Source organism: Cupriavidus basilensis (assembly GCF_029335485.1).
Taxonomy (GTDB): Bacteria; Pseudomonadota; Gammaproteobacteria; order Burkholderiales; family Burkholderiaceae; genus Cupriavidus; species Cupriavidus basilensis_E.
The window spans coordinates 46,055-57,877 of the sequence record NZ_JARJLM010000683.1 but is presented as its reverse complement, the minus strand read 5'-3'; the positions used below and the strand labels follow the sequence as shown (position 1 = coordinate 57,877).

Sequence of the window (11,823 nt, the reverse complement as noted above, 5' to 3'; positions counted from 1 at the left end):
GCAGGATGCGCGGGATCAGACGATCTCGCGCGTCTCCATGAACTGCAGGTTGGGGAAACGCTCCTGCGTCAGGCGCAGGTTCACCATGCTGGGCGCCAGGTACACGTGATCGCCGGCACCATCGAGCGCGACGTTGTGGCCGGCCTTCTCGATCAGCTTCTCGATCTCGGCGGCATCGCCCTTGAGCCAGCGCGCGGTGGCGCACTCGTGCGACTCGAAAATGGCGTCGACGCCGTACTCATGTTCCAGCCGGTGCGCGACCACGTCGAACTGCAGGATACCCACGGCGCCCAGCACCAGGTCGTTGGAGGCGATCGGGCGGAACATCTGCGTGGCGCCTTCCTCGGCCAGCTGTTGCAGGCCCTTCTGCAGCTGCTTCACCTTGAGCGGGTTGTTCAGGCGCGCGCGACGGAAGAATTCCGGCGCGAACGAGGGGATGCCCGTGAACTTGAGCGCCTCGCCCTCGCTGAACGCATCGCCCAGGCGGATGGTGCCGTGATTGGGCACGCCGATGATATCGCCGGCATACGCCTCTTCCGTCGTATTGCGGTCCTGCGACATGAAGGTAATGGCGTTATTGATGGCGATGGTCTTGCCGGTGGACACATGCAGCACCTTCATGCCGCGCTCGAAGCGGCCCGAGCAGACCCGCACGAACGCGATGCGGTCACGGTGGCGCGGGTCCATATTGGCCTGGATCTTGAACACGAAGCCGGTGAACCTGGGCTCCTGCGGCTCCACCACGCGCGACTCGGCATTGCGGGCCTGCGGCGGCGGCGCCAGCGCGCACAGCGCGTCGAGCAGCGATTGCACGCCAAAGTTGTTGACGGCCGAGCCGAAGTACACCGGCGTCTGCTTGCCGCTCAGGAAGGCGTCCTTGTCGAAGGCATGCGAAGCACCGCGCACCAGCTCGATCTCGATGCGCAGTTCTTCCGCCTGGCTGCCCAGCACGCGGTCGAGCTCCGGGTTGTCCAGGCCGTCGACGATGGCCGAGGTGCCCTTGTCGCCGTGCGGATCGAACAGCTGCACGCGGTCGTCGATCAGGTGGTATACGCCGCGGAACGACTTGCCCATGCCGATCGGCCAGGTCATCGGCGCGCACTGCATCTTCAGCACGTCCTCGATCTCGTCGAGCAGTTCGATGGGCGAGCGGCCTTCGCGGTCGAGCTTGTTGATGAAGGTCAGGATGGGCGTGTCGCGCAGGCGGCAGACGTTGAGCAGCTTGATGGTCTGCGCTTCCACCCCGTTGACCGAATCGATCACCATCACCGCGGAGTCCACCGCGGTCAGCGTACGGTAGGTGTCTTCGGAAAAGTCCTCGTGGCCCGGGGTGTCGAGCAGGTTGACGATGTTCTCGCGGTACGGGAACTGCATCACCGACGAGGTCACCGAGATGCCGCGCTGCTTTTCCAGCTCCATCCAGTCCGAGGTGGCATGGCGATCCGCCTTGCGCGCGCGCACTTCGCCCGCGACCTGGATGGCGCCGCCGAACCACAGCAGTTTTTCGGTCAGGGTCGTCTTACCCGCGTCAGGGTGCGAAATGATGGCAAAGGTGCGACGACGCGCAATTTCGGATACGAGCGAGCTCACGGCAGTGGATTCGGCAAACAGAGGATGAAATAAGGGCCCGGGGCGCAGCGGACCGGCGCCAGGAGCCGGCGCGACCATCAGCTTGCGGTCGGGGGCCGGGCACTGCGGGCATGCACGAAGGGAATCGGGCCGTATTTTACCGGTTCGCGGGACCAGCGGCGCGGGGATCGGGAGGAGGGCTGCCGTTTTGCCCCTTCAGGCTGCCGAACTGCAGCGCGTACTGGCGGGTCAGTTCGGCCCCGAAGAAGAATATTTGTGCCGAATAATACACCCACAGCATCAGCGCCACCACCGAGCCGGCCGCACCGTAGGAGGTGGCCACCGCGCTATTGCCCAGGTAGAGGCCGATCAGCCGCTTGCCCGCCGCGAACAGCAAGGCGGTAATGACCGCGCCCATGATCACGTCGCGCCAGGCAATGCGCGCGTTGGGCAGCATCTTGAAGATGACGGCGAACAACAGGGTCACCACGCCGAAGGAAAAGGCGGTGGACAGCCCATCGGCGACGGGGGCGAACCATGACTCGGTCCATAGCTGTCCCCAGAAGCGATCGATCACCGCCAGCGCAGCGTTGACGATCAGGGATACAAGCAGCATGAAAGCCAGCACCAGCACCAGGCTGAAAGATAGCAGCCGCGCCCGCAGCAATTGCTGCCAGCCCGCACCTGTCGGCGCCGGCGCCGCCCAGATCTCGTCGAGGCTGCCCTTGAGTTCGGCAAAGGCGCTGGTGGCGCCAACGAAGAGGATCCCGGTGGCGATGGCGGCGGCCAGCCCGCCGCCGCCCGCGCGATGCGTGGCGGCAAGGATTTCCTGGATGGCGGCAGCGCCCTGGGACCCGACCAGGCCGTCGATCTGGGCAAATATCTCGCCGCGCGCCGCTTCTGCGCCGAAGAAGAGGCCGGCGATGGAGATCACCAGCACCAGGATCGGCGCCAGCGAAAAGAGCATGTAGAAAGACAATGCCGCGCCTTTGCTGGCCGCGCGGTGCGCAAGCCACGAGCGGACCGAGGCCAGCACCACGCTGACCGTGTGGGCGGCGGTATGCCGGTTGGGCAGCCAACCCCCGCCTGGGCGGTGTTCCTGAGGTTCGCGGTCCACGGACCGGTCGGGGGAATCTGTTGGATTCACGCGTTGATCCACTGTTGGGACTACCAGCCTGGCAGCCTGTTGGCCTGGAAGGGAAGCGGCCTGCCGGGCCGGCAGGTGCGCCGTCCTATGACCTGTCTTTCTTCAGGCCCCAGATCAGCGACACCATGAACAGCACGAGGAAGACGATGAAAAGGAGCTTGCCCACCCCGGCCGCCGCCGCGGAAACGCCGCCGAAGCCAAACAGGGCGGCAATCACGGCGATGACGAAGAAGATTACGGCGTAACGCAACATGATGAGACTCCAGAGATACCATCTCCCGCGTTTGTTGTCCGTTTGTTGTCCGTTCGTTGTTGCCCATTTCCAAGTTCATGATACAGCCCGCTGTGCGCTTTGCCCAAGCACGCCCCGGGAGCATGCCGGGCTCGGCAGGAACAGCGAGCGCCTAAACTGGAAGCGGGAATATTGCCGTTCTGCGGCACGGCGGGCGGGAACCAGCCGGCAGGCAGGCCCCACGCCACGCCGGACGCGCGAGCCCCACGGGCACCCATCGTGCGCAATCCATTCACCGTCGGAAGGGGGCACCATGAACCGGAAGCACAACCGCCGTCTTGGCATGGCCATCTGTTTGGCGCTTGGCCTGCTCGCCACCGCTGGCTGCGAACGCAGCCAGCCGGGGCCCAAGCCGATTTCCAGTGAATTTGGCGGGCAGGCCGGCGGCAGCGCCCCCCTTTCCGCCGTCGCTGGCCCGCAGCGATAGCGGCCGCAGGCCACAGCGCCGAGAGGCTGGCCACCCTGGCGGCTTGACAGCTTCGCAACCGCCCCGACGAGCCGCGTTCCGGAGCCACGGTCACACCTCGGCAAGACTGGAGCGTACCCGTTTCTGCGTGACTACCTGCGCGCCGCCAGGGTTGCGCAGCGGAGCACAAACAAGCGTCGCAGAGCGGTAGGCCTCGCATGCAAGCGGCCTTGGCGCCTGTTTCAACGATGCAACCTGCGCCGGACAGGCCTGCCGGGCGGACAAGGCGCGTCCATGCGCCCGAAACGTAAGGCCCGCGCGGCGATTCGGCCGGGGCCGCGCCCCTGCGGCGGCGGTATCCGCGTGTTTCAGCGTTGCAACGAAAATGTCCCCCCTCTTGTGGGGAATTTCTCCCCACTCTCGAGAGCCACCCGCAAACCCTTACCAGCCCTGGTTTTCGCGGCATTGGCACGCTTGTCGCTCTGTTCCGAGCGGGGAGACACAAAAAGATGACGCGACGAGCCCAATCACTCGGGAGTGAGTTCTGCCATGCGTCAGCCGCCAGCGCGAATGACGGCACGAAGGCGCTCGTATCGACTGGCGCGCCCTGCGCCCTCGGTCTTGCAGCTTTTGTCGCCGCCGTTGCTTCCTTCTCCGCGCTTGCAGATCCAGGCGATTTCGTCGTTCTGCGCGGCGTCGAGCCGAATACTGCCGATCGCGGCATTCCGCAGGGGGACATGCCGATAGCTGCCGCTGTCGGGCTGTTTCCGTCCGCACGTTTCCAGCAATCCGCCGCCGCCGTGGCGCGCGGCCCGTCCGGCGGCAATGCCACGGGCCTGGTACAGCAAAACCAGAAGGCAGGAGCGGCGAATGCCTCGTTCAATGCTTTTGTGCTCCGTCCCCCGGCGGGCACTTTTTTCTAAGAGGGGAGGGAGATAGCCATGAAAACGAAGATGCTCGCGATCGCGGCATTGGTATTGCTTTCCACCAGTGCGTCGGCAGTCGGTTTCAGCTATTTCGATCGCCCGGATGACGCCGATGCCTTTAACCAGACAACCGTCAGCAATGACATCTACGTCCGCGGTTTTGGCTTTGCCTGGGGAGATATCCGCTTCAAGGCGGAACCGGGCGCCGGGCGCAACAGCCAACTCGGCGCGCGCGACCATCCCTCCCCCATCGGCACGTCCGCAAAGCACGCATTCGGCGGCGGCAGCGCGCTGTTCAAGGCCCGGGGCGGTGCCGGCGTGAATGTCGCCGCCGGAGACGACGACGTGCAGGGCGACGGGCCAGCGAGCTTCAGCACGACCCATTGAGCACGGCAACAACGCAGCTCGGATTCAGGGGGAACCGGGTTCTGGGGGAAACAGCGCGTCCGTAGCGGGATGCCGGGCCTGCGCCTGCGCACGGCACGGTGCGCGGTGGATGGCGCCAGGGAACAAGGCGGGCCGAAGCCCGCCTGTATCCTCGGCTTGCCGACTATTCGCCGGCGCCCGGCCGCGCTTCAATGCGGATATTGTGCTTGTGCATCAGCCGGTACAACGTGACCCGGGACACATTGAGCTCGCGCGCGGCCGGCACTACGTGGAAGCCGTGGCTCGCCATCACGGTGCGAATCGCCTCGCGCTCGGCTTCCTCCCGAATCGCGTCGAGGGTCTTGCGCGGCGTGTCGGTGCCGCCGTGCAATTGCAGGTCCTCCGCGGTGATCTTGCGATTGTCGGTCATGACAATGGCGCGCCGTACCCGATTGATCAGTTCGCGCACATTGCCCGGCCACTCGTACTGCATCATGGCCTGCGTCGAGCACGGAGAAAAACCGCGTATGCGCCGATGCGCCTCGTGACCGTGTTCCGCCAGCACCGAGTTGGCCAGCAGCAGGATGTCCTCGCCGCGTTCGCGCAATGGCGGAATCGACAGGGTCAGCACGCATAGCCGGTGGAACAGGTCGGCACGGAAGCGGCCGTCGGACTGCGCCGCCACCAGGTCGACGTGCGTCGCCGAGATGATGCGCAGATCCAGCGGGATCGACTGGTGCCCGCCAAGCCGGGTAATGGTGCCTTGCTGCAGGAAGCGCAGCAGGGCGACCTGGCTCTCCAGTGGCAGGTCGCCGATTTCGTCGAGGAACAGCGTGCCGCCCTGGGCTTGCTCGATCCAGCCGATCTTGCGCTGGTTGGCGCCCGTGAACGCGCCTTTCTCGTAGCCGAACAACTCCGACTGCACCAGGTGCGGCGGTATGGCGCCGCAGTTGATTGCAACGAACGGCCCCTTGCGCCGGCTCGAGGCTTCATGAACGGCCTGCGCCGCCAGTTCCTTGCCGGTGCCGGACTCGCCGGAAATAAAGACAGGCGCTTCGTTGTGGGCCACCTTGGCGAGGGAGCGAAACATGCTCCGCATCGCCGCGCACTCGCCGATCATGGGGCCATGGCCAATCAGTTCGTGGCTGCGCGCACCGTGCAGGCAGGCCATGCCGTGCGCATGCTTGAGCGTGTAAAGCAGCTCGCTGAACGAGAACGGCGTGCGCACGTAGTCCACGCAGTAGTCGCGTATCAGCCTTCGCACGCGCTCGTCTTCCAGCATGCGCGACGACGTGATCGCCACCCACATCACATGCAGGTATTGCAGGCTCTGTTCGAGCTGCGTCAGTTCGGCGTCGCTGTATTCGCTTTCAAGGTCGATGACGCCGGCCATCGGCGCGCTGCCTCGTACCACCCGGCTCAGATCGCGGATCTGCTGGATATGGCGAATTTCCCAGCCAGACCCGAACTGGGCCGGATCGAATCCATAGGGTTCGTGGCGCGACACGACCAGCACTTGCGCGGTGCGTGTCGCCACCTTGCACAGTCGGTCCATAGCGGTCTCCCGGACGTTGAGCATATTGACTATTCCGGCTTCCACCGCGATCCCGCCCTGAAGCAGGCTGCGTTCGCGGTCAAGCCGAGTCGGTCGGGGATCTGCCCCCGCGCGCAACGCCGGCATTACGGTCTGGACAAACTGCGGGACTGCTCGCCAAGAATGGCCTCATGGTCGCCACCGGCCTGAAGCTGGTCGCGAATACGTCGCCGCACCTGGTCTTTTTCGTGCATCAATTCGCTGCGCGGCGCTTCCGGCGACTGGCCGGAGTAACGGTAATAGAGCGCTTTGTAGGTGAGTTGGCTGAGGATCCATTCCTGCAGCAGCGCGCGCTGCCGGAATGACTCGGCTTCCAGGGCACGTTGTCGCTGCAGCAGTTGTTCGATGGCGGCACGCGCGTAGGGCGGCAGCATCTGGTCCTGGCTCAGGAACGTTTCGACAGTGCCGACAGCAGGGTCGTCCCGCTCGTTGATGCGTTGTCGGTGCGGTGCCTCGGCTGCGGCTTCTCCCAAAGCTGCCCAGGCACGGTGTATGGAAAGACTGGCTGACTCGCTGATGGGCCCTATGGCGGGTCGCCGGATTTCTCCTGCAGTCATGATTGATCCCCGTTGAACAACACCCCCGGCACTACACGTTCGCGATTACCACTTATGTTTAGTCTTATTGTTTGCTTTGATCAGGCGGGCGTGTATCCGCGCGCTCTTTTCGTGGTGGCGAAGCCATCTGAACGATGGTCTGCTCGGTCAGTCCTTGCCGTTCTGCCCGCGGCGGACTTGTTACTGTCGTTATCCTGGCTTGACTACCCTGCGCCAGCCGGCGCATCTCCGGACTGCCGGAGTCAAGAAGGGGCGCCCTGAAGCGCCCCACAATCTGCCACGACTCTAGTTCAGTGCATTTGCACCTGTTTGTCCAGCCCTCCGTATCGGTATTCAGCCTAATATCATCCTTTAGTATGAGCAGCGTGCGGCATTCCATATGCCTTTCGACGTAAATGATCACTCACATTTAACGCAGAAACAGGTACGCACCGGACCGGCTGGCGCGGTGAGAAATCAGGCGGGATGCAACGCAGAAACGGGTACGCCCTGCAGGCTTTCCGGGCCGGGAAGGCGTCCCGGGAATAACGCAGAAACGGGTACGCTTTGCAGTGGGACACGGAATTGGCAAAAGACATGCCCGGCGCGTCAGTACTGCGGGCACGAAAGCACGACGATGACGAAAAGCTGACGACGGCCAGGAGGGCCGGTACCTGGAGCAGGTCCCCGAGCGTCACCAGGGTAGCCAGACCGGCCGCAACGATGCCGCCATCCTTGGGCGCGACAATGGCGAGACAGCCCCATCCCCGCGGTAATGGCCACGCAGATCGCATGCGGGATGGCGTTGACGATCCTCTCACGCGCACGGCACTGGGCCACTAGCAGGGACAGGAGGCCCGAGAGGCGCGGGAGGGTGAGGCGAATGCACCGGGCTTGAAGAGGGACTCCGGGGGCAGCATGGAAAAATTGCCTGAATCTATGCTCTGATCAGCACTTTTTTTACACTACTGTCGTGGGATGCCCGGACGTCGGATCGAGCGTACTTTCGTCCGGTTTTGCGCCCCTGACGGTGCTTTTACTGAATAAGCACCATGCAAAAGGCGTGGTAATGCCCCACCGCAGGCGGTGAATCCAGGCAGACATCCAGAATGACCCTACCTTGACGCTAGCGCTAATCCGCCGTATAAACCCCGCTAGATTCAAGCGACGAGGCAACAGCACATTCGTTAGCCACCGTCATGGTACTTCCGTTGTCCATGGTGTCCTTTCCTTGAGTTGCTTTGCTCGGATACGCGTGAGCTATCCGTTTCTTTTAAATTTTTCCCAGGAAAAGCAATACCATGCAAACCGGTATCGTTAAATGGTTCAACGACGCCAAGGGCTTCGGTTTCATCAAGCCGGACGCAGGCGGTGACGATCTCTTCGCGCACTTCTCTGAAATCCGCGCCGACGGTTTCAAGTCGCTGCAGGAAAACCAACGCGTGTCGTTCGAAGTCAAGAACGGCCCGAAGGGCCTGCAGGCTGCGAACATCACGCCGCTGTAAGCAGTAGACTGGCGCCCCGCTCGGGGCGCACCCAGTCAGGAAAACCCCGCCTCTCGAGGCGGGGTTTTTTTTCGTCCATGCACAACGCGGCAATCGCCAGCGGGTGCCCTTTTCGCCGCCTGCCATAGACGCACTTGCGTTGGTACCCGGCTAGCGCGGCGGCGCCCGAGCCCTGGCCTGCACGCTTAGTCTTGCCGCCTCTCCTGGCTGGGCATCCCCTATCCGGAGCGCGAACGTTGCGCAGGCCGTTGACGCAGAAACGGGTACGCCTGCGCCCAAACCTGGACAGCCCGGTGGCCCGCGGCTGCCTTGGAGTGACCGGGCTTGCCACGCAGAAACGGGTACGCAAGCAGTGATCTGGCAGCCCGGATCTGCCGCACTTGCCCCAATTGAGCCCCGCCGACGCCCGCAGAAACGGGTACGCACAGGCGCCTTCCTTGCCCTATTTTTTCGTCGATGCGCATCTGCAACACGGCAAGGGCAAGAAAAACCACGCAGAAACGGGTACGCCTGACACCGAAATCGACCCGCGCACACGCCAGAACAGGCTACACCTCCGCACCTGCCAGCCAGCGCAAGGGGAGCAGTGACGTATTGCCGCAACGCAGAAATGGGTACGCCTGAGATTTTCTTCCCGGTTCGCCTGCGGGCGCTGCGGCGCGCATCTACGCAGAAACGGGTACGCACGGGCGCTAAAAACCGCTGAGCTTCGCTCTGGCAGGCCATTTTTCGCTTTCCGAGACCGCGTCCTCGATGTCTCGTCAGGCCAATTCCTTGCCACACCAAGTAAATGCCCCCGAGGCCGCAGAAATGGGTACGCCGCCAACCGCCGGCTTGACGGCCTCCGATCCGCAGAAACGGGTACGCCAGGATCCCGCGTCACCCACGACCGGACGCAAATGACACTGCGGCGGTCGCCAGCACACGCAGAAACAGGTACGCGCATCAAATTCGTTCTGGCTATTTGGTTTTTCTGAGTGCAAGCACTCGCTTTCAAGGAAAAGGTTGTGTATAATAGAAAGAAGGGAACGCTTTCCGGAAAACACCTCACCGGGTGCACGCAGAAACGGGTACGTTTCACCGAGAATGCATCGGGAATGGGCACGCAGAATTGGGTACGCTTCGGCGCGCTCAAGTCGGGAAGGGCAACACGCAGAATTGGGTACGCCGCAGAAACGGGTACGCTCCAGCCTGGCAAGGTACGGAAGTGGCGCCGCGAAAAGGTTCTACGCAGAATTGGGTACGCAAATGGGGCGCCAGAGGGCTGCGCTGCGCAGAAATGGGTACGGAAGGCGAGTATCAAGACTCTGACGGACTGGGGTGCGTACCCGTTTCTGCGGGGATAACTTCCCCGTCAACCCGATTCCTGGGCCAAAAGTGCCGGTAAACGGGCAGCGCACGCAGAAACAGGTACGCTTTTCGCCTCTGGATCTGTGGAAAAGCCTGTGCTGAAGCGGACTTATCCCCGCAGAAACCGGTTCGGGCTTTGCGCTGAAACGGGTTCGGTATACCGCAGAATCTGGTACAGCACTTCGCAGAATCGAGTACGGTTTCACGCAGAATCTGGTTCGGAAGGTCTCCGTTTACGTATACGAATCAAGGGCATGGACCCCTCGTATACGGTTTACGAGTAGTTAACCCATACCCTTATCGTTTACTGGTAGCTGATGGCTGGCCCGCCGTGGACAACCCTCCCGGGTTGCCCACCGCAGTCCACCATGCGACCAGCCATGAGACCCGCCAACCCTAAAACACGCGGCATTGCAGGAAATTCGCTTACCGAACCTGTTTCTGCGTGACAAGGCTGGTTGCTTCGCGTAAAAAGTCGGGTATTCCGAAGCACGCCAATATGCCCATCAAACGCACCCAGACCATCCTGGGGTCTCGCGGTCCAGCCGATATGGACAGCGAGCCCTCCCGCATCATCGTTCCCGGCGACGAGAACAGTCTGGTTCCGTCCGAGAAATTCCAGCGTCTGTTCGACGAAGCACAGGCAATGGAACGGGAAGATGCCTGGCAAAGTGGCGAAGTCGGCTTTTTAAGCCGCGCCAGCGTGCAGGTCACCCTGCCTTACCGGGCCCCGAAGGGGGCACCGCCGGTGTGGACCCGCACAAGCGGCAATATTTCGCTGATGATCCAGCCTGGCTATTTCACGCAACAGCGCTCCGAGAAAGCCAGCAACGGGCGCCAGAAACTGGTGTCCGAAACCGTGTCGCTGGGCTATCCCTACGGTTCCTATCCGCGCCTGATGCTTGCCTGGATCGGCAAGGAGATCATGGCCAAGAAAAAGCGCGGCGAGTTTACCGGTACCGTGGAAGACCGCCGTATCTCGCTTGGCAATTCTTTGTCGGAGTTCATGTACAACCTCGGTATACCGATGGCTACCGGCGGCAAGCGCGGCACCATGACGCTGGTTCGGCAACAGATGATTCGCTTGTTCTCGGCGACCATCGCGATCGTGCAGAACAAGTCCACGCCGAGCCAGAACCAGAACCCGAATCACGAGCCGTTATCCATCGATCGCGTCGGTTATCTGCTGGCTGACCAGTTGTCGACCTGGTGGGACCCGATGCAGCCGGGCCAGGGCTCGATGTTCGAGAGTTTTGTGGTATTGTCCGAACCGTTTTTCAACGAGCTGGTTAACCGGCCGGTACCGGTCGATATGCGGGCGCTAAAGGCCCTCAAGCAATCACCTTTCGCGCTCGACGTATACTCCTGGCTGACCTATCGCTTCTTTACGATCCAGCGCCGTACCGAGATTCCGTGGGAAGCACTGCAAATGCAGTTCGGCACCGAGACCGAGAGCGAGCGGAAATTCCGTGCTCTGTTCCGCAAGGCGCTCAAAGATGTGCTGGTTGTCTACCCGGGTGCCAAGGTAGACGCCGACTCTTCCAAGGCCCTGATCCTGCAACCCTCCAGAACCAGCGTTCGCAAGCTGGCGTAGGGTATGTCGATTGCATTGCCGAACCCGCGCGCTGACTTGGCCCGCGGGTTTTTCGTTCCCCCGCAGGAATTCGGGGCGAACCAGGCGCAATGCCAGCGGTCTGACTGTCGCTATGGGACGATTGGGTGTGAGAGGCTTGGCGCCGGCGTATACGCCGTATACGGGCTCCTGAAGGGGAGTCCGGAGGATGAGGCGGGAGGATGGTTTTCAGACTGCCAGAAACACAAAAGGCAAGCGTGGAACGCTTGCCTTTTGCTTTGCTGACCTTGCCTGGCCCGGGAGCCCCGCGCGGTCTGCGACTTCGGCGTGATTCGTGAGATCAGGCCGGCTTGATGGCGGATGCCTGCAAGCCCTTCGGGCCCTGCTTTACTTCAAACGTGACGCGCTGACCATCCTTGAGCGTCTTGAAGCCCGAACCCTGGATTTCGGAGAAGTGCGCGAACAGATCCGCACCGCCGTCGTCCGGGGTAATGAAGCCAAAGCCCTTGGTCTCATTGAACCATTTGACCGTACCGGTTGCCATGTGAATTTCCTTTCG

11 protein-coding genes are annotated in these 11,823 nt (G+C 62.5%); 5 read left to right on the top strand and 6 right to left on the bottom strand.

Going from position 1 to position 11,823, the window contains the following annotated elements; translation table 11 throughout:
• Window positions 1–15: 15 nt before the first annotated feature.
• The 3 genes from P3W85_RS42280 to P3W85_RS42270 all read right to left on the bottom strand — a co-directional run bounded on the left by P3W85_RS42280 (window position 16) and on the right by P3W85_RS42270 (window position 2,969).
• On the bottom strand, window positions 16–1,590 hold the full coding sequence (locus P3W85_RS42280) for a peptide chain release factor 3 (protein ID WP_035813690.1): 1,575 nt from the start codon (window positions 1,588–1,590) through the stop codon (window positions 16–18).
• Between the two features lie 136 nt (window positions 1,591–1,726).
• Window positions 1,727–2,716 (bottom strand): YihY/virulence factor BrkB family protein, encoded by a 990-nt coding sequence (locus tag P3W85_RS42275; RefSeq protein WP_276269195.1) that lies wholly within the window; start codon window positions 2,714–2,716, stop codon window positions 1,727–1,729.
• A gap of 85 nt (window positions 2,717–2,801) precedes the next feature.
• On the bottom strand, window positions 2,802–2,969 hold the full coding sequence (locus tag P3W85_RS42270) for a DUF1328 domain-containing protein (RefSeq protein ID WP_017228346.1): 168 nt from the start codon (window positions 2,967–2,969) through the stop codon (window positions 2,802–2,804).
• A gap of 954 nt (window positions 2,970–3,923) precedes the next feature.
• Here P3W85_RS42270 and P3W85_RS42265 point away from each other — a divergent pair.
• Both P3W85_RS42265 and P3W85_RS42260 read left to right on the top strand, forming a co-directional pair.
• Complete coding sequence (locus P3W85_RS42265; protein WP_276269197.1) at window positions 3,924–4,337, top strand: hypothetical protein; 414 nt, start codon at window positions 3,924–3,926, stop codon at window positions 4,335–4,337.
• Window positions 4,338–4,355: 18 nt separating this feature from the next.
• Window positions 4,356–4,727, top strand: a complete 372-nt coding sequence (locus P3W85_RS42260) for a hypothetical protein (protein ID WP_017228343.1) — start codon at window positions 4,356–4,358, stop codon at window positions 4,725–4,727.
• 163 nt (window positions 4,728–4,890) lie between these two features.
• Here the strand turns inward: P3W85_RS42260 and P3W85_RS42255 are convergent, their stop codons facing one another.
• Together P3W85_RS42255 and P3W85_RS42250 are read right to left on the bottom strand one after the other, a co-directional pair.
• Window positions 4,891–6,261 (bottom strand): sigma-54-dependent transcriptional regulator, encoded by a 1,371-nt coding sequence (locus P3W85_RS42255; protein WP_017228342.1) that lies wholly within the window; start codon window positions 6,259–6,261, stop codon window positions 4,891–4,893.
• Between the two features lie 125 nt (window positions 6,262–6,386).
• Window positions 6,387–6,857, bottom strand: a complete 471-nt coding sequence (locus P3W85_RS42250) for a hypothetical protein (protein WP_035813677.1) — start codon at window positions 6,855–6,857, stop codon at window positions 6,387–6,389.
• A gap of 1,280 nt (window positions 6,858–8,137) precedes the next feature.
• On the opposite strand from P3W85_RS42250, the gene P3W85_RS42240 reads away from it, so the two are divergent.
• The 3 genes from P3W85_RS42240 (at window position 8,138) to P3W85_RS42230 (ending at window position 11,285) form a co-directional block, all read left to right on the top strand.
• The gene (locus P3W85_RS42240; protein WP_017228340.1) at window positions 8,138–8,341 is read left to right on the top strand and encodes a cold-shock protein; all 204 of its coding nucleotides are present in this window, start codon (window positions 8,138–8,140) and stop codon (window positions 8,339–8,341) included.
• A gap of 437 nt (window positions 8,342–8,778) precedes the next feature.
• Complete coding sequence (locus P3W85_RS42235; RefSeq protein WP_276269194.1) at window positions 8,779–8,931, top strand: hypothetical protein; 153 nt, start codon at window positions 8,779–8,781, stop codon at window positions 8,929–8,931.
• Between the two features lie 1,259 nt (window positions 8,932–10,190).
• Window positions 10,191–11,285 carry a replication protein RepA gene (locus P3W85_RS42230; protein ID WP_035813686.1) on the top strand — a complete coding sequence of 365 codons (1,095 nt, stop codon included), beginning with the start codon at window positions 10,191–10,193 and terminating at the stop codon, window positions 11,283–11,285.
• A gap of 319 nt (window positions 11,286–11,604) precedes the next feature.
• Here P3W85_RS42230 and P3W85_RS42225 read toward each other — a convergent pair whose 3' ends face one another.
• Entirely contained in the window at window positions 11,605–11,808 is a 204-nt protein-coding gene (locus P3W85_RS42225; RefSeq protein ID WP_006159056.1) for a cold-shock protein, read from the bottom strand.
• Window positions 11,809–11,823: the final 15 nt, after the last annotated feature.

Excerpts from the sequence above, each read along its gene's own strand:
- P3W85_RS42255 (WP_017228342.1), bottom strand. The coding sequence starts at position 6,261 with ATGGACCGACTGTGCAAGGTGGCGACACGCACCGCGCAAGTGCTGGTC.
- P3W85_RS42270 (WP_017228346.1), bottom strand. The coding sequence starts at position 2,969 with ATGTTGCGTTACGCCGTAATCTTCTTCGTCATCGCCGTGATTGCCGCC.
- P3W85_RS42260 (WP_017228343.1), top strand. The coding sequence starts at position 4,356 with ATGAAAACGAAGATGCTCGCGATCGCGGCATTGGTATTGCTTTCCACC.
- P3W85_RS42240 (WP_017228340.1), top strand. The coding sequence starts at position 8,138 with ATGCAAACCGGTATCGTTAAATGGTTCAACGACGCCAAGGGCTTCGGT.
- P3W85_RS42225 (WP_006159056.1), bottom strand. The coding sequence starts at position 11,808 with ATGGCAACCGGTACGGTCAAATGGTTCAATGAGACCAAGGGCTTTGGC.
- P3W85_RS42265 (WP_276269197.1), top strand. The coding sequence starts at position 3,924 with ATGACGCGACGAGCCCAATCACTCGGGAGTGAGTTCTGCCATGCGTCA.
- P3W85_RS42250 (WP_035813677.1), bottom strand. The coding sequence starts at position 6,857 with ATGACTGCAGGAGAAATCCGGCGACCCGCCATAGGGCCCATCAGCGAG.
- P3W85_RS42230 (WP_035813686.1), top strand. The coding sequence starts at position 10,191 with ATGCCCATCAAACGCACCCAGACCATCCTGGGGTCTCGCGGTCCAGCC.